Here is a 21,253-nt window from a genome sequence, read left to right as displayed (position 1 = left end):
TGCTTTGTTGCCGCTCAACCACGTTGATTGGCTAACGCAAGCGCTTTCACATAGACGTCGTTACGTCTGACGTCCCGGTTGCGCGAGCACGTCCTGCGCCGGCGGCGGCACGAAGTTCGCGGCCAGCACAGCAACGAGCGCCGCTGCCATCATCGCGCCGATGCCGAGTGCCGCATCGCCGAAGTGCAGATACGCCATCTTCATCGCTTCGATCACGGCCACCGCCACGACGATGGTGATCATGCTGAGCATGCCCGCGACCGTCGCACGATTGGGGCTATCCACGGCAAACAGCGACTGCCGATAAACCACGCCATAGCTCATGCCCATGCCGAACGCGTGCAGCGACGTGCCCACGAGCAGCGCCGGATACCCGGGTGCCAGAATGGCCGTGCCCACGAGCGACACCGCGGCGCCGATCAGCATCGCGGCCACACCGGTGGCCAGCAACCGGCCATTCGACCAGCGGCCCACCTGACGCGCGAGCACCACATTGCCGAGAATCAGCGCCGCGAACACCGGCACCTGCAACATCGCGTAGTGCATCTGCGACAGCCCGGCACGCTCGATCAGAAACACCGGACCCAACGCAATCCATGTGAGCAACGGCGTAATCGCCACGCCTGTCAGCACCGCACCGCGCCAGAACCGCGCACTCGAGAGCGGCAGCTTGTAACCGGCCCAGAGCGCCTTCGCGTTGAGCGCGTTGCGGTCATGCCGCGAGAGCTCCGGCATCGTGCGGTACAGGCCGATAAACGACGCCACGGCCACCAGCGCAATCAACCAGAAGATGCTGCGCCACGGCCAGTACGACACGACGGCAGCCCCTGCGAGCGGCCCGAACAAGGGCGAGAGCAGCGACACGTTGGCCATCAACGCCATCACCCGCACGGCCGTCTTCTCTTCGAAGGCCTCATGCACGGTCGGGTAGCCCACGGTGAGCACGAAGCAGCAGCCCATGCCTTGCAGGAAACGCAGCGCGATGAATTGCGGCATCGTCTGCACGTAATGCATCGCCAGACACGCGAGCACGAACATCGTGAGACCGGAGAGGAGCACGCGACGGCGTCCGAAGCGATCGGAGAGCGGGCCGAGCAGCCATTGCAGACTCGCGTTGCCCAGCATGGCGGCGGTGAGTGCGAGTGTCGTCATTTCCGCCGACGCGCCGAATTCGCGCGTCACCAGCGGCATGCCGGGCATGATCATGTCGTTCGAGATGTAGACCGCGAACTCGAAGAGCACCAGCGAGAAGGGAAACCAGAATCGTGAAACGCGTAAAACAGGAGTTGCTGAGTGAGACACCTCGTAAGGCTCCTTTGTGTGGCCGACGCTTATGACGAAGGCCCACGTAAAAAGACAACACCCCCGGTGCCAGCGAGGCACCGGGGGTGTCTGTTGCATCGGCCGTATCGATCTATCGGTCAGACACGGCGTTCGATGATTCAGACGTCCAACAGTTCAACCTCGAAGACCAGCGTTGCGTTCGGCGGAATCACACCGCCGGCGCCGCGTGCGCCGTAGCCGAGTTCGGGCGGAATGACGAGCTTGCGCTTGCCGCCGACCTTCATGCCGGCAACGCCTTCGTCCCAGCCGCGAATGACCATGCCGCCGCCCAGCACGAAGGCGAACGGGTCATTGCGGTCTTTGCTCGAATCGAACTTCTTGCCGTCGGTGAGCCAGCCGGTGTAGTGGACGGTCACGGTCTGGCCAGGGGTGGCTTCTGCACCGTCGCCCACTTGGAGGTCGTCGTATTGCAGGCCGGAATCGGTAGTGATGGTCGACATCGTGGTTCTCGCTCGAAGAGGGGGGAAGAAATCGACGCGCGAGGTATCGCCAACGCGCGAACTCGGGAAAGAAAAAACCCCCGGCTCTCCGCGAAGAGCCGGGGGTGTTCCGCCAAGGCGACTTGGCGGAGACGGAGGGATTCGAACCCTCGATCCAGGTTTTGGCCCAGATGCTCCCTTAGCAGGGGAGTGCCTTCGACCTCTCGGCCACGTCTCCCAAACTTGTCGTCACATCAGGGAGGTGATGTAACGAAGGCGTGATATTACCTAGTGTTCCGCGTTGCGTCAAACATTATGCGCATCAAAATCCAACTTTTTTTGCGCACCTGTCATGCTTTCGCCACGCACGGGGAGTTTTCCCCGCATCACGACACCGCAATGTCGTTTCGCGCCGCATTCACGCCCCATCCGTCTCGCGTAAATTCGGCACGAATTTCTGCTGCTGATTCAAACACTTCAATCACGTCGCATCACACGTTGGCACGTGCGATGCGACGGTGATGTCTTGCGACTTCGGGTGACTTACGCCTGATCGAGTTCGAAAGCCTTATGCAGCGCGCGCACGGCGAGCTCCATGTACTTTTCGTCGATCAGCACCGAGATCTTGATTTCCGAGGTGGAGATCATCTGGATGTTGATGCCTTCTTCCGACAGCGTGCGGAACGCCTTGCTGGCGATACCGACGTGCGAGCGCATGCCCACACCCACGATCGAGACCTTCGAGACCTTCGGGTCGCCCGACACTTCCGCCGCGCCGATGTGGCCTTGCACGTCGTTTTGCAGCAGCGACATGGCGCGCTGGAAGTCACCACGCGGCACCGTGAACGTGAAGTCGGTCTTGCCGTCCACGCTCTGGTTTTGGATGATCATGTCGACATCGATGTTCGCGTCGGCGATCGGGCCGAGAATCTGGTAGGCGATGCCCGGGCGGTCCGGCACACCACGCACGGTGATCTTGGCCTCGTCGCGCTGGAATGCGATACCCGAAATGATGGCCTTTTCCATTTGTTCGTCTTCCTCAAAAGTAATCAGCGTGCCCGAGCGCGCTTCTTCATCGAGCGCAATCATCGGATCGGTCAAGCTCGAGAGCACACGCGTCTTGACCTGGTACTTGCCGGCGAATTCCACCGAGCGGATCTGCAACACCTTCGAACCGAGGCTGGCCATTTCCAGCATCTCTTCGAAGGTCACCTTATCGAGGCGGCGGGCCTCATCGACCACACGCGGGTCGGTGGTGTACACACCGTCCACGTCCGTGTAGATCAGGCACTCGTCGGCCTTCAGTGCGGCAGCGACGGCCACCGCCGACGTGTCCGAACCGCCACGGCCGAGCGTGGTCACGTTGCCGTTCGGGTCAATCCCCTGGAAGCCGGTGATGACGACCACGCGGCCGGCATCGAGATCGGCCATCACGCGCTTGTCGTCGATTTCCGAAATACGGGCTTTGGTATGGGCACTGTCGGTCTTGATCGGCACTTGCCAGCCGGCGTAGCTCACGGCGTCGACGCCCTCGGCTTTGATAGCGAGCGCCAGCAGGCCAACGCTCACTTGCTCGCCCGTGGCGGCAATGGCGTCGAGTTCGCGCGGATCGGGTTCGGCCGAAATCTCTTTGGCCAGACCCAACAGACGATTGGTTTCGCCGGACATTGCCGACGGCACCACCACCATCTTGTGACCGGCCTTATGCCATTTGGCCACGCGCTTGGCGACATTCTTGATGCGCTCCACCGAGCCCATCGACGTGCCGCCGTATTTGTGTACGATCAGAGCCATAACATTGCTAACACATTGATTTAAAACCGTTTATGAATCCTGCGCAGATGCCCTGGAACGGGCATCGGTGACGTTTCGATTCGCGGAACTTTTGATTATCGCACGAATGTATCGCGCATGAGCCGGTTTGGCGCAGATTGCACTGTCAGGGGGCTGATGCACCGCATGCGGCAGCAGATCATGCTGCGGATTTCAGTGGTTACGAGGGGATATGCTGAATCAGCCGATCAAGGGCGGAGATAGCAGCATGATGTGATTCGCGCGATGGGGACAGGCCTGCCGGTCATGCCTCGTCGCGCCACGTCATCCGCCAGCGCGGACCGTCGATGCACAACGCGGCACCGTCGATCCCCAGACGCGGCACGAACACGATGTCCGCTGCCTGCCAGACGATCGGCACATGGCGCTGCCACGCCGGCACCCCCTTGTTCTGATACCAATGCTTGAGCGAGCGCGAATGCCCATCGGCACGTTCGCGCCAGCGCTCGCCCCCTGCCCGCTCGCGAGCGATCAGCGGCTGCGCACGCAACGCCGCTTCGGCGATGCCCGCGATCTCCGACTGGGCGCCAGCCCCAACATCGCTCACGGGTTCGAATACGACACTCCCCTGCCACTGCGGCAACGACCAGAGGCGCTCGCCTGACCAGTGCAGCACGACGTCATCGGCGGCAGCGTCGGCATCGGCTGCGGCTGCGGCTGCGGTATAAACCGGCGTCCATTGCAGCACATCGCGATACAGGCGCAACACGGCGTCGCCGTGCGGCAGTGTGAGCGACGCGTCGGGTTGCGCATCGCGAATCTGCCGCACCCACTCGCCGAGACGCGCCTCGGGCGGCGCCGCGAGCCCCTCACGCGCGGCCCAATAGCGCAGCAGGTTCGCCAGACGTGCCGTGTCGAGCCCCTGCAAACGAGAGCGTTGCAGACGCGACGTATCGACACGTGCCACCTCGAAATCGATCTGTGCGAGTTGGTCGAGCAGCGACTGGGCCTGCGCCGCATGACGCGCGAAGCGAGCGAGTGTCTCGCGATAAGCGGGGACATGCGCGGCAATGGCCGGCATCACATCGTGACGCAGCGCATTGCGCAAATACTGGCGGTCCTGATTGGAGGGATCTTCTACCCACGACAGCGAACGCACTGACGCAAAGGCGTGCATCGTCTCGCGCGAAACATCGAGCAGCGGGCGCAGCAATTGCGCCGACGAGGTCACCGGCAACGCACCCGCCCCGGCCATGGCGGCGACACCCGGCAACCCGGCACCGCGCAGCATTTGCAGCAACACCGTCTCCGCCTGATCGTTCGCATGATGGGCCGTGAGCAGCCAGTCGATGCCATGCGCGGCACAACACTCGGCCAGTGCTGCGTAACGCGCGGCACGTGCGGCCCCTTCGATGCCCTGACGGGCGTCACGCGGCACAGTGACGCGACGCGCCTCAAAAGCAAAGCCGCGCAGACGCGCCTCGCGCTCGCACGCCGCCAACCACTCGTCGGCGTGTTCGGACAGTCCGTGATGGATATGAATGGCGAGCGGCTGCGCCACCGATTCACCGGCATCGCGTCGCGATTGCGTCCAGTGCGCTAATGCGTCGAGCAGCACCATGGAATCGAGACCGCCGCTGAGCGCCAACGCAATGCGTGGCGTAGCCAGCGAGTCGTCGGACGCAGAGGCGGAGACGGAGGCGCAGGCGGAGGGATTCGCCGGCGTGGCGGCCACGTTGGCGGCAGGTGTCGCGCCATCGCGTGACGCGAAGGCATGCGCCAACGCGACGCGCAAAGCGACGTCTACATGAACAACTGCCGCGTCACCTCGGGCAGAGGCGAACGCGGCAGCGGTGTGAGGCGAGGAAGACACGGGCGGTACGGCGCCGGGCGTCATCGCCACCAACGGCGACGACGCGCTGGCCGACGACTTACTTGGCGCCGGCTTCCTTGAACTTGCCATAACTCATCAGACGCTCGAAACGACGATCGAGCAGTTCCTTGTGGCTCATGCCCTGGAACTGGCGCACCGAGTCGGCGAGCGCACGCTTGAGCATGCCAGCCATGCCGAGCGGGTCGCGATGCGCACCACCCAGCGGTTCGTTGATGATCTTGTCGATCAGGCCGAGTGCCTTCAGACGGTGAGCGGTCAGACCCAGCGCTTCGGCGGCTTCCGGGGCCTTGGCCGCACTCTTCCACAGAATGGAGGCGCAACCTTCGGGCGAAATCACCGAGTACGTCGAGAATTGCAGCATCGCGACCGTATCGGCCACGGCCACGGCAAGTGCACCGCCCGAGCCGCCTTCACCGATGATCGTGGTGATGATCGGCGTCTTGAGCTCGGCCATGACGAACAGGTTGTGACCGATGGCTTCCGACTGGCCGCGCTCTTCGGCATCGATGCCCGGGTAAGCGCCCGGCGTGTCGATGAACGTGAACAGCGGCAGACCGAACTTCTCGGCGAGCTTCATCAGGCGCATGGCCTTGCGATAGCCCTCGGGACGCGGCATGCCGAAGTTGCGCAGTGCGCGCTCCTTCGTGTCGCGGCCCTTCTGGTGACCGATGACCATACAGGCCTGACCGTTGAAACGGGCCATGCCACCCACGATAGCGTGGTCGTCCGCGAACTCGCGGTCGCCATGCAACTCGTGAAAGTCGGTAAAGATGTCGCGCACATAGTCGAGCGTGTAAGGACGCTGCGGGTGACGCGAGATTTGCGAAACCTGCCACGGCGACAGGTTCGTATAGATGTCCTTGGTGAGCTGCTGGCTCTTTTTAGAGAGGCGCTCGATCTCTTCGGAAATATCGACGGCGGAGTCGTCCTGCACGAAGCGTAATTCTTCAATCTTCGCTTCGAGTTCGGCGATCGGCTGTTCAAAATCCAAAAAGGTGTTCTTCATCAGGTTTCCCCGGAAATGCGGCAGCGTATTGTACCGCCGGCGACCACTGTCCGAACAAGATAGGCAACTTTCATCGCCTCTCGATCAACAATAGACACCGATAATGACTAAATGATACGGAATCGGACGCGGATTATACGTCCTAAGCGGAACAATCAGTATTCGACCGGCACCGGTTCGAGACTTCGCCACATGTACCACGTGGCGACGGAGCGCCAGGGCTCCCAATTGGCGGCCACTTCGCGCGCTTCACTGCGCGTGACGGGCTCGCCGCTGAAGTAGTTGACGCTGATGGCGTTGATGAGCCCGACATCGTCGAGCGGCAGCACATCGGGGCGCAACAGGTTGAACATCAGGAACATCTCGGCCGTCCAGCGCCCGATGCCGCGAATGCCGGTCAGCTCGGCAATGACGGCCTCGTCGTCCATGCTGGCCCAGGCGTCCACGTGCAGCGCGCCCGACTTGAAGTGCGTCGCCAGATCGAGGATGTACTCGGCCTTGCGGCGCGACAGCCCGCAACCGGCGAGGGCATCGTGCCCGGCCTTGATGAATTGCGCGGGCGTGAGCTTCGGGCAGATGGCGACCACACGGTCCCACACGGCTTGTGCCGCTTTCACCGAAATCTGCTGGCCCACGATCGAGCGCGCGAGCGTGACGAACGGCTCGCCGCGGCCGGTCAGATGCGCCGGGCCGAATTGAGGAATGAGTTTCTTGAGAATGCGATCGCGGCGCATGAGATCGGCGCAGGCCTGATCCCAGAAGTCGGGGCGTGTCGCGCCCGGCGCCACAGGCAGCGGTACGACGCCGGTCACGGCCTGCTCGACGACTTCGGTCTCGATGCGGGCAATCTCCGGCGTGACGATACGCGTCTCGCCGTCGCGCTTGGCGATCACGCGACGCGTGGTCGCAACGCCCGCCGCGCCATTGCCCTTTGCCGCCGTTCCGGTGGCACGCGTAGTCTTGGCGGGCTTGGTCTGACGGGTCGGCTTGAGCGATTTGTCCGAGGCCTCGCCTTTGGCCGTTCGCGCCGACACCTTGCGCGCCGCACCCGCGGCGACCTTGGCCGGCTTACCTGCCGCGCCATTGCCGGCTTTCACCATCTTTTTGGGCTTGTCGGCCGCCGCCGCACCATTGCCGCTGCTGGCACGCTTGGTCGCCACGGGCGCCGCCTTCACAGCAGCCGTCTTCGCGCCGCCCTTGCTCTCGACCTTGCGGGACTGGCCATCGGCCTTAGTCACCTTGGCAGGGGCCGCACGCTTGGCTGCCGGGCGCGTGGCCTTGGCAGCGCGTCCGGTCGTGGCGGTTTGGGTCGCGGCCTTTGCGGCCACGGATTTACGAGTCACCATGAAATTCGCCTCGATACGCCGCGCTCAGGCACGACGCCATTCGGTGGCGCCTCCGGGACGATCTTCCAGCACGATGCCATCGGCGAGCAATTCCGCGCGAATGCGATCGGCTTCTGCGAAATTCTTCTCGCGCTTGGCCTGCGCACGCGCTTCGATGCGCGCCTCGACCGATGCGCGCAACGCATCGGCATCGCCCGACGTGTCGGCACCCGCCGCCCCTTGCAGGAACGACTGCGGATCGCGGCCGAGCAAACCGAGCGTACCGGCCAGACCCAGCAACTGACGCACCAGCACCGGATCACGCTGCTTGTTGATTTCGCCCGCGAGTTCGAACAACACCGAGATAGCGATCGGGGTGTTGAAATCGTCGTTCATCGCGGCCGCAAAGCGCTGCGCAAACGGTTCGTTCCAGTCGAGCGCGGCACCGTCGCCCTGCGCATCTTTCAACGCGGTGTACAAACGCGTCAGTCCGCCACGTGCGTCGTCCAGATGGGCGTCGCTGTAATTGAGCGGGCTGCGGTACTGCGCACGCAGGATGAAAAAGCGAATGACTTCGGCATCGAACTTCGCCAGCACTTCGCGGATGGTGAAGAAGTTGCCGAGCGACTTGGACATCTTCTCGTCGTCCACGCGCACGAAGCCGTTGTGCAGCCAGTAGTTCACGAACGTCTCGCCCGTGGCGGCTTCGCTCTGCGCGATTTCATTTTCGTGATGCGGGAACTGCAAATCTGCGCCGCCGCCGTGAATGTCGAACTGGTTGCCGAGCAACTGGCAGCTCATGGCCGAGCACTCGATGTGCCAGCCCGGGCGTCCTGCGCCCCACGGCGAGGCCCACTTCGATTCGTCCGGCTCGCTGTCTTTCGAACGCTTCCACAGCACGAAGTCGAGCGGGTCCTGCTTGGCGGTGTTCGCGGCAACGCGCTCACCCGCACGCAGGTCTTCGATCGACTTGCCGGAAAGCTGGCCATAGTTGGCAAACTTGCGCACGGCATAGTTCACGTCGCCGTCTTCGGCCTGATAGGCATAGCCGTTGCGTTGCAACGTGCCGATCATGTCGACCATCTGCGGAATGAAGTCGGTCGCGCGCGGCTCGTGATCGGGGCGCTGCACACCGAGCGCGTCGGCATCTTCGTGCATCGCGGCGATGAAGCGCGTGGTCAGCTCGCGCATCGTTTCGCCGTTCTCGACGGCACGCTTGATGATCTTGTCGTCAACGTCGGTGATGTTGCGCACATAGGTCACACGATAGCCGAGCGTGCGCAGCCACCGTTGCACCATGTCGAACACCACCATCACGCGCGCGTGGCCGATGTGACAGTAGTCGTACACGGTCATGCCGCAAACATACATGCGGACTTCGCCGGGAACGAGGGGCACGAACGGCTGTTTGTCTCGCGCGAGCGAGTTGTAGACGCGGAGTGAATCCATAGATAAATGCTTGACCGGGGGCGAGACAGCGCCGGGCGCTGCGACGATGCCTCCGGGCACGATTCGCGTCGTGCGGCGGGAGCGACATCGCGAGGCGGGCTGCGCGCCGTGCGGTAGAAAAAACGAACCTGCGAACCGTATCCGCCGCCACAAGATGAAATGGCGCAGGCCGGGCGCAGGTGTTTTGTTAGAATGCGGCCGAGTATAGCATCTCTTGCGCACCTCTCAGGTATCCCAAGCACCCATCATGACGCAACGAAGCCGGTCCCTTTCGCGCAGTGCAACGCGCCTGCTTTCCCGCCTCCGCCCGAGCGCTTTCACCTTGAACGCTGCCCGCCGTCATACCCACGCGCTCACGCTCGCAGGCATGACGCTCGGCCTTGCCGGCACGCTGTTTGCGCTGCCCGCCGGTGCTCAGGCGATCATCGATCCGCCCCCGCCTGCCCCGCTGCAAACGCCGCAGCAGGCCAGCGAATCGGCGATCAACAAACTGGTCGAAGCCCGCAAGTTCAGCGACGCCCTCGCGAAGATCGACGATCACCTGAAGCAATACCCGCGCGATGCGCAGGTGCGTTTCACGCGTGGCCGCGTGCTCATGGAGATGGGCCGCACGCCCGAAGCCATCGATGCCTTCACCGCGCTCACGCAAGACTTCCCGGAGCTGCCCGAGCCGTACAACAATCTGGCTGCGCTTTACGCACAGACGGGTGAGTACGACAAGGCGCGCGCCGCGCTGGAAAGTGCGATCCGCAACAACCCGAGCTTTGCCGTGGCGTATTCGAACCTTGGCGACATCTACGCCAAGCTCGCACAGCAGGCTTATCAGAAGGCACTCAAAATTTCGCCGACGGCGCGCGTGTCGAGCCGCGAGAAGGTGCTCGCCGACATGCTGGCACCGCAACGTGCCGCCCCGGTCGCGCAGACGCCCTCGCCGGCCAAGCCTAGCGAAGATGCCAATTTGAAGAACATCGGGAAGTCGGGGAACTGATCTCCCCTCACGCGACCTCAAACGACTTCAAACGACCTCACACGAATTCACGAATTTACGAATTCATAGCCCAGGAGACCCGCATGTCCCTTCCGAATCGCCTGCGCCGCGCACTGCTCGGCGGTGCCGTCGCAGCCGCTGCACTGACTGGCACCGTTGCCAGCCTCCCGGTGCTCGCACAGGCCACGCAGCCGCAGGTGCAGTTCAAGACGTCGGCCGGCAACTTCACGGTGGAACTCAACCCGAAGGCAGCGCCGAAGACGGTTGATAACTTCCTGCAATACGTCAACAGTGGCTTCTACAACGGCACGGTCTTCCATCGTGTCATTCCCGGCTTCATGATTCAGGGCGGCGGTTTCACGGCCGACATGAACGAAAAGCCGACCCGCGCCCCGATTCCGAACGAATCGCAAAACGGCCTGAAGAATACGAAGGGCACCATCGCAATGGCGCGTACGTCGAATCCGAATTCGGCGACTGCGCAATTTTTCGTGAATGTGTCGGATAATGCGTCACTGGACTACCCGAGCCCGGACGGCTATGGTTACGCAGTGTTCGGCAAGGTGGTCGCCGGCATGGACACTGTCGAGAAAATCAAGGGTGTCGCCACGACCAGCAAAGGCATGTACCGCGACGTGCCTGTCACGCCCGTCGTGATCGAATCGGCCAGCGTCGTCAAACGCTGAACACGACGCTGAACTCCTCCGGCCTGCCGGGACCATTTCATCAGAAGGAAAGCATCATGGTTGAACTGCAAACGAATCACGGCATCATTCGCATCGAACTCGACGAAGCGAAGGCACCGAAGACGGTCGAAAACTTCCTGAACTACGTGAAGGAAGGCTTCTACGACAACACGGTGTTCCACCGCGTGATCAATGGCTTCATGATTCAAGGCGGCGGCTTCGAGCCGGGCATGAAACAAAAGTCGACCAACACGCCGATCGAGAACGAAGCCAACAACGGCCTGAAGAACGACAAGTACACGCTGGCCATGGCCCGCACGAACGATCCGCACTCGGCAACGGCACAGTTCTTCATCAACGTGAACGACAACGACTTCCTGAACCACAGCGCACCGACGCCGTCGGGCTGGGGCTACGCCGTGTTCGGCAAGGTGGTCGAAGGTCAGGAAATCGTCGACGCGATCAAGGGTGTCAAGACCGGTTCGCGCGGTCTGCATCAAGACGTGCCGCTCGAGGAAGTCGTCATCGAAAAGGCCGTGATCGTCGCGTAAGCGCCCATCTCGTCACCGACGACACTCGATGCCTGTATCGACTGCGCGGTGCCCGCACTGCCCCGTGACACCACGGGGCGACGGGCCCGCGCTTTTCATTTCCGATCTTCACCTCGCGCCGGCCCTGCCGCGCACGGTGCAAGTCTTCGAAGACTTCCTGCGCGGTCCTGCGCGCGAAGCGTCCGTCCTCTTCATCCTTGGCGACCTGTTTGAATACTGGGTCGGCGACGATATGCTCGGCGCTGACAAGGATGCCCCCGCCCGACACACCGGCACGCCCGACACCGAGCCCCTTGGCGCCTTCGCCCGCCGCATGACGGCCGCCATCGCCGGCCTGTCCGCCAGCGGCGTGCCCGTGGCGATCATGCGTGGCAATCGCGACTTTCTGCTGGGCAAACGTTTCGCGCGAGCGGCAGGTGCCGTCATGCTCGACGATCCGTGCGTGTTCTCGTTTCTGGAGCAGGCACTGGTGCTCAGTCACGGCGACCAGCTGTGCACGGACGATGTGGGATATCAGCGCTTCCGGCGCGTCGCGCATTCGCCGCTCGGCAAGGCCTTCTTTCTCGCGTTGCCGCTACGTGTGCGCATGGGGATTGCCGATCGTATCCGGCGGCGCAGTGCGGCCAAAGGCGCGCACCGCATGGCCTATGCCGATGCGAACGCCCAAGCCATCAACGCGCTGCTCGATGCGTCCGGCGAGCGCACGCTCGTGCACGGCCACACGCACCGGCCGGCGCGACACGCCGAAGGTCGGCGTGTGCGCTGGGTGCTGCCCGACTGGGAGTTCGATATCGAGCCGCCGCGCGGCGGCTATCTGCAATGGGATGCCCACGGACTGCGGGCGATCGATCTCGTAGCATCGACGCCCGCGCCCGCTCACATATCCTGAATTTCCTTGCCGAGCTTGCGCAGCTCGGCCGTGTCGATCTTGCTCGCGCCGAGCGCTTCGAGATGCGCGCCCAGTTGGTTGAGCGCGGCCACCATCACGTCGATCTTGTGCGACTGGTCGGTCGCGTTCTCGATCAATCCATGAATGGCCAACGACACCGGATCGTCGGCGTTCGGCGTAATGCCATAGGCGGAAAACTCGGCTTTGCGGCCGTTGCCGTTCGGCTTGCCTTCGACATTTTCACGTGGCGCATCGGGACGAATGACGCGCGCCGGATTACCCACCGCTGTGCCCCCCGCCGGCACCGGCTTGACCACCACGGCGTTCGAGCCGATCTTCGCGCCCTCTCCCACCGTAAAGCCGCCCAGCACCTTGGCACCGGCACCGACGATGACGCCGGCCTCCAGCGTCGGGTGACGCTTTGCGCCGCGCGAGAGCGATGTGCCGCCCAGCGTGACACCCTGATAGATCGTGCAGTCGTCGCCGATGATCGCCGTCTCGCCGATCACCACGCCCATGCCGTGGTCGATGAACACGCGGCGGCCCAGCGTCGCGCCCGGATGGATTTCAATGCCCGTGAGAAAGCGTGCGTAATGCGAGACGAAGCGCCCGAGCCACTTGAACCCGGACGTCCAGCAACGGTTCGCCACGCGATGGAGCATCACGGCGTGCAGACCGGGATAGCAGGTGAAGACTTCCCAGTTACTGCGGGCTGCGGGGTCTTTTTGCCGGATGGCGGCAATATCTTCGCGAAGGCGGGTAAACATGAGCCTGATGTCGATCCTGTAGTGCGCGTCCTGCCGTCTTGGGGCGGGATCGTGCGAATTCACCGGAGAGCGTGCCGGCCGATGCCGGCAGGCGTTGAGCGGCGTGACTGACGAGGACTGCGGCACACGACAGGTGTCCGGCCTCGCCACGCCGTGGCGCGAGGACGTGCGTTAACAGTGCACGTGATAAGGCAGGGAGGCGGCGCAACGCTCGCGCAATCGGTTCATATTCGCGAAGGGCTAATAAGCTTGTGACTGAGAATTGTATGGGGTTTTCACAATGCGTGCAGACGCCCGGAAAATGACCGGATACTCGGTAAGGGCATAGCCTGCGCGCCCCGTCTGTCCCGTGTCTCCCCTACTCAGTCATCAACGCCGGATCTTGCGCTCGAGAATGTGCTTCGAGATTCCGCGCAGAATATTGACCTCTTCGCGCTCCAGATGACTCTTCGCGAAAAGGCGACGCAGGCGCGTCATGAGTTTCTTGGGATTGTCCGGATCGAGATAGTCGAGATCGACCAGCGCCCGCTCCAGATGCGCGAGCATGCCCTCCACGTCGTCGCGCGTGGCGAGATGATCGTGCGGTGCCCCGGCGTTCGCGCTTGCATTGACACTTGCATTGACGGCGCCCGCCGCCAGCGCAGCCACCGCATTCGCTGCCGCGCCGCCTCGCTCGACGCCCAGACACGCCATGCGCACTTCATACGCGATCAACTGCACGGCCTGCGACAGATTGAGCGAGCTGTACACCGGGTTCGCGGGAATGTGCACGAGCGCGTTGCATCGTTCGACATCCGTATTCGACAAGCCCGTTCGCTCGCTGCCAAAAATGAACGCCACCGCTTCGCCCTGCCCCGCATGCTGCACGGCCAGCGCCGCGCTCTCACGCGGCTCGGCATTGGGCGGGCCATATTCGCGGGTGCGTGCCGACAGCGCCACAGCCCAACTCACGCCCTCCAGCGCGGCATCGAGATCGGCCACCACGCGGGCATTGGCCAGCACGTCGTCGGCGCCGCTCGCGAGTGCGATGGCTTCCGGGTCGCGCAAGACATCGGCCCCAAAACGCGGCGCGGCGAGCACCAACTGACCGAAGCCCATCGTCTTGATGGCGCGCGCCGCCGAACCGACATTGCCCGGATGGCTCGTCTCGTTGAGCACGAAACGCACTTGATCGAACAGCGGCGACGGGGCGGGAGCAACGGACTGGGACATGAGCAGGCGGCAGGTGTAGGGATGGTGTTCAGGAAGAAATTCGGGATGAAATTCAGCGCAGGCCGCTATTTTGCCCTGATTCGCCGAGCGCGTGGCGCCGAAAAAGGGTCAGAAGATGCGCACAACAGAGCGCGGCCGGCCGGTTTTTGCTAAAATACGCGTTTTCGTCCCTGCAATCGAGCCGCTAAGTCACCTGCGGCACTTGCCGGGCATCGCTCTTGCCCAATTCGTTCGCTTTGTCTGCCATGCCTGCCAGCCGACCCAGAGGGGGTCGTGTTTGACGCGGGCGATGGCCTTAACAGGAATCTGTCATGCAGCATCCCATGCTCAATATCGCGGTGAAGGCCGCCCGTAAAGCCGGCAACATCATCAGCCGCGCGTCGCTCGACCTCGACAAGGTTCTGGTCAGCAAGAAGCAGCACAATGACTTCGTGACGGAAGTGGACAAAGCGGCAGAGCAAGCGATTATCGACGTCCTCCTGCAAGCCTATCCGGACCACGCCATCCTCGCCGAAGAATCGGGCGAAGAACACGGCAAAGCGGGCTCCGAATTCCAATGGATCATCGATCCGCTCGACGGCACCACCAACTTCATTCACGGCATGCCGTATTACTGCACGTCGATCGCGCTCTCCCACAAGGGCATCGTGTCGCAAGCCGTGATCTATGACCCGACGCGCAACGAACTGTTCACCGCCTCGCGCGGCCGTGGTGCTTACATCGACGGCAAGCGCATTCGCGTGTCGCGCCGCGATCGTCTGGCCGATGGCCTGATCGGTACGGGCTTCCCGTTCCGCGATCTGCAAGGCGTGGAAAACTACCTCAAGATGTTCGGCACGATGACCGAGCATTGCGCCGGTATCCGCCGCCCGGGCGCCGCCGCACTCGATCTGGCCTATGTCGCCGCCGGCCGCATGGACGGTTTCTTCGAGCAAGGCCTGAACCCGTGGGACATGGCCGCCGGCAGCCTGCTGGTGACCGAAGCCGGTGGTCTCGTGGGCAACTACACGGGCGAATCGGACTTCCTGTTCGAAGGCGAAGTGCTCGCCGCCAACCCGAAGATCTACGCGCAGATGGTCAAGGTGCTGGAAGGCTATTCGCGCACCAAGCGCGCACCGGCCCCGGCCAAGACCAGCACCGTCACGCTGGAAGCCAAGCCGCAAGCGTAAGTTTCACGGCGACGGCAGCCATCCTTCGCGGTGGCTGCCACCGTCATAAAAAAACCCCGGCGATGCCAAGGCATCCCGGGGTTTTTTGTTACGTCTTGCTGCGAGTGAGGCTAGTTGCGTCGGTTACGCTGCCAGACGTGCCAGCACCGTATCGCGGCCCAGCAGTTCGAGCACGGCGTCGATGGCCGGCGTGTGCGTGGTGCCCACGACGAGCAGGCGCACCGGCATCGCCAGTTGCGGCATCTTCATGCCGTGCTGCGCGAGCGTGGCCTTGAACACCGGCGAAATGGCTTCCTTCTTCCACTCCGGCAATGCGGCGAGACCGGCCGCCAGATCCTTCACGGCAGCGCGCGCGGTGTCGGTCAGATGCTGTGCGACATCTTCGGCGGATGGTTGCGGCTGGCGATAGAACATCTCGGCGCTCGCGGCGATGTCCTTGATCGTGTTGGCGCGGTCCTTGAACAGCCCCACCACACCTGCCAGCGACGGACCGCCGTCGATCGACACGCCCGCCTTTTCGAGGAACGGCTCGGTCAGACCGGCCAGACGCTCGTTATCGGCCTGCTTCAGATACTGATTGTTCAACCACAGCAGCTTTTCCGGATTGTGCTGTGCCGGCGACTTGCCCAGGTGGTCGAGATCGAACCACTCCACGAACTGGTCGCGCGAGAACACTTCCGCGTCGCCATGGGCCCAGCCCAGACGCGCCAGATAGTTCACCACCGCCTCGGGCAGGAAGCCCTCTTCGCGGTACTGCACCACGCTCATCGCGCCGTTGCGCTTGGACATCTTCTCGCCCTGATCGTTAAGTACCGTGGGCAAGTGCGCGTAGACCGGCGGCTGCTTGCCGAGCGCTTCGAAGATGTTGATCTGACGCGGCGTGTTGTTCACGTGATCGTCGCCGCGAATCACATGCGTAATGTCCATGTCGATGTCATCGACGACCACGCAGAAGTTATACGTCGGCGTGCCATCGGGGCGGGCGATCACGAGATCGTCGAGTTCTTCGTTCGAGATTTCGATGCGGCCCTTGACCGCGTCTTCCCACACGACGCTGCCCGTGAGCGGGTTCTTGAAGCGCAGCACCGGCTGCACACCGGCCGGCGGCTCAGGCAAGACCTTGCCCGGCTCCGGGCGCCAGCGGCCGTCGTAACGCGGCTTTTCGCCGCGCTCGCGCTGCTGCTCGCGCAACGCGTCGAGTTCTTCCACGCTCATGTAGCACGGGTAGACGTAACCGGCGTCCTTCATCTGTTGCAGCACTTCGCGATAGCGATCCATGCGCTCCATCTGATAGAACGGGCCCTCGTCGTAGTCGAGGCCCAGCCATTCCATGCCTTCGAGAATGACCTGCACGGCTTCCGGCGTGGAGCGCTCGAGATCGGTGTCTTCGATACGCAGCACGAAAACACCGTGGTTGTGACGCGCAAACGCCCACGGATAGAGAGCGGAACGGATGTTGCCCAGATGGATGAATCCGGTCGGGCTAGGCGCAAATCGGGTGCGGACAGTGGTCATGGTTTGGCTTCGGTGCATCGCGTCGGCAACAAATAAAAACGCCCGCGGCGGAAAGTCTCGCGCAGGCGGGTCGCCGACATTCGGAAGCCGTCATTATATCAGCCGAGTGCGTGCATTCGCGGCACAGTCCGAGCCGGGGTTCGGAAATTCCCCGTACCGGCATCGGACTTCACCCGGCAAGCCATCTCCAAAACGCTGGAATCGCGGAAAACGCCGGCTCAGAGCTTGGCGAGCGACACTTCGGTGGCCTTCACGAGGGCCACGACTTCGGAACCCACATCCAGACGCAACTCGTCGATGGAGCGCGTGGTGATGACCGAGGTGACGATGCCGCTCGGCGTTTCGACGTCGACCTCGGAGAGCACCGGGCCGCGCAGAATTTCGCGAATGCGGCCTTTGAACTGGTTACGGACGTTGATGGCGGTGATACCCATGATGAACTCCTGCGTTCAGTGAATTGGATGAAGGTCGGATGAAAGACGGCGAAGGATGAATACGACGTGTCAGACGGCCCAGCGCACCGTCGCGGCGGGCCAACTGGGTTCGGGTGCGGCAGCCACCGGCGTGCCGCTCGATTCGGTTTGCAGCACGCGGTCGAGCACCTGCGCTTCGAGTTGTGCGAAATCGACGCTGCCGCGCGCACGCGGACGCGCCAGCGTTACCGGCTGATCGAGCCCCAACTGGCCCTGCTCGATCAACACCACGCGATCGGCCAGTGCGACGGCCTCCTGCACATCGTGCGTGACGAGCAACGCCGTGAAACCGTGAGCGCGCCACAGGCGCTCGATCAGGGCATGCATTTCGATTCGCGTGAGCGCATCGAGCGCGCCGAGCGGCTCGTCGAGCAGCAGCAAATCGGGTTGATGCACGAGCGCACGTGCCAGTGCTACACGTTGACGCTGACCGCCGGAAAGCTGGCTCGGCCAGTCGTTGGCGCGCTCAGCGAGGCCGACTTCGCGCAACACTTCCAACGCCTGCGGATGCGCCGACTTCGGCAACCCGATGGCGACGTTTTGCAGCACCGTGCGCCACGGCAGCAGGCGGGCGTCTTGAAACATGATGCGTGTCGACACCTTGCTCGACGTGGTGCCGAGGGCGTGACCATCGAGTGCGATGGTGCCCGCGTCGGCCGCTTCCAGCCCGGCAATCAAACGCAACAACGTCGACTTGCCGCAGCCGCTGCGTCCCACGATGGCGGCAAAACCGCCACGCGGAATCGCCAGCGAAAAGTCCGTCAATACGGCGCGTGCGCCGTAGTGCTTGTTCACGCCATCGATGCGAAGACCGGCAGAGGCCGCGACGTCATTCGTCTGACGCACGACTTTGAGATTCGCGCCAGTATTGCCGTTGCCATTGGCGGGCGTAGCGGGCGTGGTGGCGCGTTGTTCCGCAGTCCATTCGGACTCGATGTCCACGCCTGCGACGGGGGCCAGTTGTTGTGCGCTCATGCGGCGGTTCCTCGTTGAAAGGCCGGGTGCCAGCGCAACCAGCGAAACTCTAGTTCCTTGGCCAGCACATCGGCCAGCTTGCCCAGCAGCGCGTAGAGCAGAATGCCCACCAGCACGATGTCGGTCTGCAAGAACTCACGGGCGTTCATCGTCAGATAGCCGATGCCCGACTGCGCCGAGATGGTTTCCGCCACGATCAGCGTCACCCACATCAGGCCCAGCGAGAAGCGCACACCCACCAGAATCGACGGCAACGCGCCCGGCAGAATCACATCGCGATACAGTGCCCAGCCGCGCAAGCCGTAGCTGCGAGCCATCTCGACGAGTTGGCCGTCGACGGCGCGAATACCGGCATACGTGTTCAGATACATCGGGAAGAACACACCGATCGAGACGAGAAACAGCTTGGCTTTCTCGTCGATACCGAACCACAGAATCACCAGCGGAATGAGTGCCAGATGCGGGATGTTGCGCAGCATCTGGAACGACGAATCGAGCGCCGTCTCGGCAAACCGCGACAGGCCCGTGAGCATGCCGAGTAACAGACCGAGACCACCGCCGATCACGAAGCCGAGCACGGCACGGCCGGTGGACACGCCAATGTCTCGCCAGATCTGGCCGCTCACCGCAAGTTGCCACGCGGCGTCGACCACTGCGGACGGTGCGGGCAAGACGCGCGTCGAGAGCCAGCCCGCTTCGGCGGCAATCTGCCAGACGGTGACGAGCACGATCGGGACGAGCCACGGTGCGAGCCGTCGTGCGGCCACGCGCCAGAGGCGCTGCCACGTGCTCGACTCACTATTGGACGCACGGGAAGCATGAGACGCACCCGCCGGCGTCGCGGCGGGAGCCAGTGTTGATTGGGTCATACGAATTTCTCCACGGCCGGGGTGGCCGAATCAGCTTTGCGAGGCCTGCGGCAAGATGTTGTTGGCCATCACTTCGCCCACCGGGCCGCCGAGTTGCGTGTTGCCCAGACGCTCACGCACGTCGAGCGGCAGATGCGGGAACACCAGCTCGGCGAAGCGATACGCTTCTTCCAGATGCGGGTAGCCCGACAGAATGAAGGTATCGATGCCCAGATCGGCGTACTCGCGCAGGCGCGCCGCAACGGTCGGTCCGTCGCCCACGAGCGCTGTGCCCGCGCCACCGCGCACCAGCCCGACACCGGCCCACAAATTCGGGGCGATCACCAGCTTGTCGCGGCGTCCGCCGTGCAGCGCCGCCATGCGTCGCTGGCCTTCCGAATCCATCTTGGCAAACTGCGTCTGCACGCGCGCGATGGTCGCGTCGTCGAGTTTGCTGATGAGCGAATCGGCGGCACGCCACGCTTCGTCTTCGGTCTCGCGCACGATCACGTGCAGACGCAGCCCGAAGCGCAACGTGCGGCCCAGTTTGGCGGCGCGTGCCCGCACGTCGGCAATCTTCTCGGCCACATCGGCGAGCGGTTCGCCCCACGTGAGGTAGACGTCGAGTTGTTCGGCCGCGATCTGGCGCGCCGCTTCCGACGAGCCACCGAAATACAGCGGCGGGTGCGGTTTCTGCACCGGCGGGTACAGCAGCTTTGCGTCCACAGCACGCAGATGCTTGCCTTCGAAATTGACGGCCTCGCCCGTGTGCGATTTCTCACCCAGCTCGCGCCAGATTTTCAGAAACTCGTCGGTCACTTCGTAACGTTGCGCATGATCGGCGAAGAAGCCGTCGCCTTCCAGCTCACCGGCGTCGCCACCGGTCACCACGTTGATCAGCAGCCGGCCACCCGACAAGCGATCGAACGTGGACGCCATGCGCGCCGTGAGTGCGGGCGAAGCGATGCCCGGACGGATCGCCACGAGAAACTTCAACCGTTTGGTCGATCCGATCAGGCTCGACGCGGTCACCCAAGCGTCTTCGCACGACCGGCCCGTAGGCAGCAGCACACCTTCGTAGCCCAGTGAATCGACCGCGCTCGCGACTTGGCGCGCGTAGTCGAAATCGAACACACGCCCGCCGTCGGACGTGCCCAGATAGCGCGTGTCGCCGTGTGTCGGAATGAACCAAAAGACTTTCATTTCGAACTCCGGATCAGGCGGCGAGCGTGGCTTGCAGCGCACCGGCACGTGCCTGATGCGCGGGCCACTGACGAATCACTTCGCGCTCATGCAGCCATTGCGAGAGCTGGTCGACGGTCGCGCCGAGGCGTTCGGCAACAGCGGCGTCGAGCGTTGCGCCCTCTTCCTTCGGCACTTGCTGATCGACGGCGAACACGCCGCGAAGAATGTGTTGTGCGCCCAACGCGGAGAGCACCGGCTTGAGCGCATAGTCGAGCGCGAGCAAATGCGCGGGGCTGCCGCCGGTGGCAAACGGGGCGACGAGCTTGCCGGCGAGGCCGTCTTGCGGCAGCACGTCGAGGAAGGCCTTGAGCAAACCGCTATACGCCGCCTTGTAGACGGGCGTGGCGACGATCACCGCTTGCGCACCGGCCACTTGGGCGAGCGCATGGCGCAGATCGTCGTGCGTGGTATCGGCCGCGAGCAGCGCGGCAGGCGAGAGCGCACGAATGTCGATGCGACGCACGGCGATGCCGGCGGCGGTCAGATCGGATTCGATAAAACGCAGCAAACGCGCACTGCGCGAAGCAGCCGACGGGCTGCCGGAGATCGTGACGGCGTATGTCATACTTCCCTGCCAAAGACGGGTGTCAGCGTCGTTCAACGCGCCACGCACCCTGAGGATTCGAAGCACACCGGCGTCTTCACGCCGATGCCGGCCGGATCGCCCCGACCACTGGAGAACCAGTGTAGCGATGCGCCCCGCGCGCCCGAACCAATGAATCCGG

At 63.4% G+C, this 21,253-nt stretch carries 20 protein-coding genes and 1 tRNA gene; 5 read left to right on the top strand and 16 right to left on the bottom strand.

Going from position 1 to position 21,253, the window contains the following annotated elements:
• Nucleotides 1-60: 60 nt before the first annotated feature.
• From PIN31009_RS10715 to cysS, 8 genes are all read right to left on the bottom strand, one after another.
• Nucleotides 61-1,302, bottom strand: a complete 1,242-nt coding sequence (locus PIN31009_RS10715; protein ID WP_174997090.1) for an MFS transporter — start codon at nucleotides 1,300-1,302, stop codon at nucleotides 61-63.
• Nucleotides 1,303-1,442: 140 nt separating this feature from the next.
• Nucleotides 1,443-1,784, bottom strand: coding sequence for an FKBP-type peptidyl-prolyl cis-trans isomerase (locus tag PIN31009_RS10710; protein ID WP_058379285.1), 342 nt, complete (start codon nucleotides 1,782-1,784; stop codon nucleotides 1,443-1,445).
• A gap of 123 nt (nucleotides 1,785-1,907) precedes the next feature.
• A tRNA-Ser gene (locus PIN31009_RS10705) sits at nucleotides 1,908-2,001 on the bottom strand.
• A gap of 305 nt (nucleotides 2,002-2,306) precedes the next feature.
• Nucleotides 2,307-3,557 carry an aspartate kinase gene (locus PIN31009_RS10700; protein WP_150684135.1) on the bottom strand — a complete coding sequence of 417 codons (1,251 nt, stop codon included), beginning with the start codon at nucleotides 3,555-3,557 and terminating at the stop codon, nucleotides 2,307-2,309.
• A 283-nt stretch (nucleotides 3,558-3,840) separates the two neighbouring features.
• Nucleotides 3,841-5,409 carry a tRNA lysidine(34) synthetase TilS gene (gene tilS, locus PIN31009_RS10695; protein ID WP_174997088.1) on the bottom strand — a complete coding sequence of 523 codons (1,569 nt, stop codon included), beginning with the start codon at nucleotides 5,407-5,409 and terminating at the stop codon, nucleotides 3,841-3,843.
• A 58-nt stretch (nucleotides 5,410-5,467) separates the two neighbouring features.
• Nucleotides 5,468-6,436 (bottom strand): acetyl-CoA carboxylase carboxyltransferase subunit alpha, encoded by a 969-nt coding sequence (locus PIN31009_RS10690; RefSeq protein WP_150790179.1) that lies wholly within the window; start codon nucleotides 6,434-6,436, stop codon nucleotides 5,468-5,470.
• A 155-nt stretch (nucleotides 6,437-6,591) separates the two neighbouring features.
• A complete protein-coding gene (locus PIN31009_RS10685) occupies nucleotides 6,592-7,782 on the bottom strand; it encodes an endonuclease III domain-containing protein (RefSeq protein ID WP_150790178.1) in 1,191 nt (396 codons plus the stop codon).
• Nucleotides 7,783-7,806: 24 nt separating this feature from the next.
• The gene (cysS, locus tag PIN31009_RS10680; protein WP_150790177.1) at nucleotides 7,807-9,210 is read right to left on the bottom strand and encodes a cysteine--tRNA ligase; all 1,404 of its coding nucleotides are present in this window, start codon (nucleotides 9,208-9,210) and stop codon (nucleotides 7,807-7,809) included.
• A 322-nt stretch (nucleotides 9,211-9,532) separates the two neighbouring features.
• On the opposite strand from cysS, the gene PIN31009_RS10675 reads away from it, so the two are divergent.
• The 4 genes from PIN31009_RS10675 to PIN31009_RS10660 all read left to right on the top strand — a co-directional run bounded on the left by PIN31009_RS10675 (nucleotide 9,533) and on the right by PIN31009_RS10660 (nucleotide 12,324).
• On the top strand, nucleotides 9,533-10,198 hold the full coding sequence (locus tag PIN31009_RS10675) for a tetratricopeptide repeat protein (RefSeq protein WP_246185591.1): 666 nt from the start codon (nucleotides 9,533-9,535) through the stop codon (nucleotides 10,196-10,198).
• 83 nt (nucleotides 10,199-10,281) lie between these two features.
• Nucleotides 10,282-10,884, top strand: coding sequence for a peptidylprolyl isomerase (locus PIN31009_RS10670; protein WP_150684130.1), 603 nt, complete (start codon nucleotides 10,282-10,284; stop codon nucleotides 10,882-10,884).
• 56 nt (nucleotides 10,885-10,940) lie between these two features.
• On the top strand, nucleotides 10,941-11,435 hold the full coding sequence (locus tag PIN31009_RS10665; protein WP_150684129.1) for a peptidylprolyl isomerase: 495 nt from the start codon (nucleotides 10,941-10,943) through the stop codon (nucleotides 11,433-11,435).
• Between the two features lie 28 nt (nucleotides 11,436-11,463).
• Nucleotides 11,464-12,324, top strand: a complete 861-nt coding sequence (locus tag PIN31009_RS10660) for a UDP-2,3-diacylglucosamine diphosphatase (protein WP_246185590.1) — start codon at nucleotides 11,464-11,466, stop codon at nucleotides 12,322-12,324.
• Here the strand turns inward: PIN31009_RS10660 and cysE are convergent.
• Both cysE and PIN31009_RS10650 read right to left on the bottom strand, forming a co-directional pair.
• Nucleotides 12,312-13,091, bottom strand: coding sequence for a serine O-acetyltransferase (gene cysE, locus PIN31009_RS10655; protein WP_150790176.1), 780 nt, complete (start codon nucleotides 13,089-13,091; stop codon nucleotides 12,312-12,314). The genes PIN31009_RS10660 and cysE overlap by 13 nt on opposite strands.
• Nucleotides 13,092-13,460: 369 nt before the next feature.
• Entirely contained in the window at nucleotides 13,461-14,303 is an 843-nt protein-coding gene (locus PIN31009_RS10650) for an RNA methyltransferase (RefSeq protein ID WP_150790175.1), read from the bottom strand.
• 311 nt (nucleotides 14,304-14,614) lie between these two features.
• Between PIN31009_RS10650 and PIN31009_RS10645 the strand changes: the two genes are divergently transcribed.
• Nucleotides 14,615-15,472: an inositol monophosphatase family protein gene (locus tag PIN31009_RS10645; RefSeq protein WP_058379295.1), complete on the top strand. Its 858-nt coding sequence runs from the start codon at nucleotides 14,615-14,617 to the stop codon at nucleotides 15,470-15,472.
• Nucleotides 15,473-15,595: 123 nt separating this feature from the next.
• Here the strand turns inward: PIN31009_RS10645 and gltX are convergent, their stop codons facing one another.
• The 6 genes from gltX to ssuE all read right to left on the bottom strand — a co-directional run bounded on the left by gltX (nucleotide 15,596) and on the right by ssuE (nucleotide 21,093).
• Nucleotides 15,596-16,987, bottom strand: coding sequence for a glutamate--tRNA ligase (gene gltX, locus PIN31009_RS10640; protein WP_150684127.1), 1,392 nt, complete (start codon nucleotides 16,985-16,987; stop codon nucleotides 15,596-15,598).
• A gap of 218 nt (nucleotides 16,988-17,205) precedes the next feature.
• Complete coding sequence (locus tag PIN31009_RS10635) at nucleotides 17,206-17,421, bottom strand: TOBE domain-containing protein (protein WP_010807342.1); 216 nt, start codon at nucleotides 17,419-17,421, stop codon at nucleotides 17,206-17,208.
• Nucleotides 17,422-17,490: 69 nt separating this feature from the next.
• Nucleotides 17,491-18,435: an ATP-binding cassette domain-containing protein gene (locus tag PIN31009_RS10630; protein ID WP_150790174.1), complete on the bottom strand. Its 945-nt coding sequence runs from the start codon at nucleotides 18,433-18,435 to the stop codon at nucleotides 17,491-17,493.
• The gene (gene ssuC / locus PIN31009_RS10625) at nucleotides 18,432-19,304 is read right to left on the bottom strand and encodes an aliphatic sulfonate ABC transporter permease SsuC (RefSeq protein ID WP_150790173.1); all 873 of its coding nucleotides are present in this window, start codon (nucleotides 19,302-19,304) and stop codon (nucleotides 18,432-18,434) included. Before ssuC ends, PIN31009_RS10630 begins: the two co-directional genes overlap by 4 nt.
• A gap of 30 nt (nucleotides 19,305-19,334) precedes the next feature.
• On the bottom strand, nucleotides 19,335-20,486 hold the full coding sequence (gene ssuD, locus PIN31009_RS10620) for an FMNH2-dependent alkanesulfonate monooxygenase (RefSeq protein ID WP_150790172.1): 1,152 nt from the start codon (nucleotides 20,484-20,486) through the stop codon (nucleotides 19,335-19,337).
• Between the two features lie 13 nt (nucleotides 20,487-20,499).
• Nucleotides 20,500-21,093, bottom strand: coding sequence for an NADPH-dependent FMN reductase (gene ssuE, locus PIN31009_RS10615; RefSeq protein WP_058379299.1), 594 nt, complete (start codon nucleotides 21,091-21,093; stop codon nucleotides 20,500-20,502).
• Between the last annotated feature and the right edge of the window lie 160 nt (nucleotides 21,094-21,253).

This window comes from Pandoraea iniqua (assembly GCF_902459685.1).
Lineage (GTDB): Bacteria > Pseudomonadota > Gammaproteobacteria > Burkholderiales > Burkholderiaceae > Pandoraea > Pandoraea iniqua.
Note: the sequence above shows the minus strand (reverse complement) of the source record. Positions and strands in the feature narration are given on the sequence as shown.

Excerpts from the sequence above, each read along its gene's own strand:
- cysS (WP_150790177.1), bottom strand. The coding sequence starts at position 9,210 with ATGGATTCACTCCGCGTCTACAACTCGCTCGCGCGAGACAAACAGCCG.
- ssuD (WP_150790172.1), bottom strand. The coding sequence starts at position 20,486 with ATGAAAGTCTTTTGGTTCATTCCGACACACGGCGACACGCGCTATCTG.
- PIN31009_RS10660 (WP_246185590.1), top strand. The coding sequence starts at position 11,464 with ATGCCTGTATCGACTGCGCGGTGCCCGCACTGCCCCGTGACACCACGG.
- cysE (WP_150790176.1), bottom strand. The coding sequence starts at position 13,091 with ATGTTTACCCGCCTTCGCGAAGATATTGCCGCCATCCGGCAAAAAGAC.
- PIN31009_RS10665 (WP_150684129.1), top strand. The coding sequence starts at position 10,941 with ATGGTTGAACTGCAAACGAATCACGGCATCATTCGCATCGAACTCGAC.
- PIN31009_RS10645 (WP_058379295.1), top strand. The coding sequence starts at position 14,615 with ATGCAGCATCCCATGCTCAATATCGCGGTGAAGGCCGCCCGTAAAGCC.
- ssuE (WP_058379299.1), bottom strand. The coding sequence starts at position 21,093 with ATGACATACGCCGTCACGATCTCCGGCAGCCCGTCGGCTGCTTCGCGC.
- PIN31009_RS10630 (WP_150790174.1), bottom strand. The coding sequence starts at position 18,435 with ATGAGCGCACAACAACTGGCCCCCGTCGCAGGCGTGGACATCGAGTCC.
- PIN31009_RS10690 (WP_150790179.1), bottom strand. The coding sequence starts at position 6,436 with ATGAAGAACACCTTTTTGGATTTTGAACAGCCGATCGCCGAACTCGAA.
- PIN31009_RS10670 (WP_150684130.1), top strand. The coding sequence starts at position 10,282 with ATGTCCCTTCCGAATCGCCTGCGCCGCGCACTGCTCGGCGGTGCCGTC.
- PIN31009_RS10685 (WP_150790178.1), bottom strand. The coding sequence starts at position 7,782 with ATGGTGACTCGTAAATCCGTGGCCGCAAAGGCCGCGACCCAAACCGCC.
- gltX (WP_150684127.1), bottom strand. The coding sequence starts at position 16,987 with ATGACCACTGTCCGCACCCGATTTGCGCCTAGCCCGACCGGATTCATC.
- PIN31009_RS10700 (WP_150684135.1), bottom strand. The coding sequence starts at position 3,557 with ATGGCTCTGATCGTACACAAATACGGCGGCACGTCGATGGGCTCGGTG.
- PIN31009_RS10635 (WP_010807342.1), bottom strand. The coding sequence starts at position 17,421 with ATGGGTATCACCGCCATCAACGTCCGTAACCAGTTCAAAGGCCGCATT.
- PIN31009_RS10710 (WP_058379285.1), bottom strand. The coding sequence starts at position 1,784 with ATGTCGACCATCACTACCGATTCCGGCCTGCAATACGACGACCTCCAA.
- PIN31009_RS10650 (WP_150790175.1), bottom strand. The coding sequence starts at position 14,303 with ATGTCCCAGTCCGTTGCTCCCGCCCCGTCGCCGCTGTTCGATCAAGTG.
- ssuC (WP_150790173.1), bottom strand. The coding sequence starts at position 19,304 with ATGACCCAATCAACACTGGCTCCCGCCGCGACGCCGGCGGGTGCGTCT.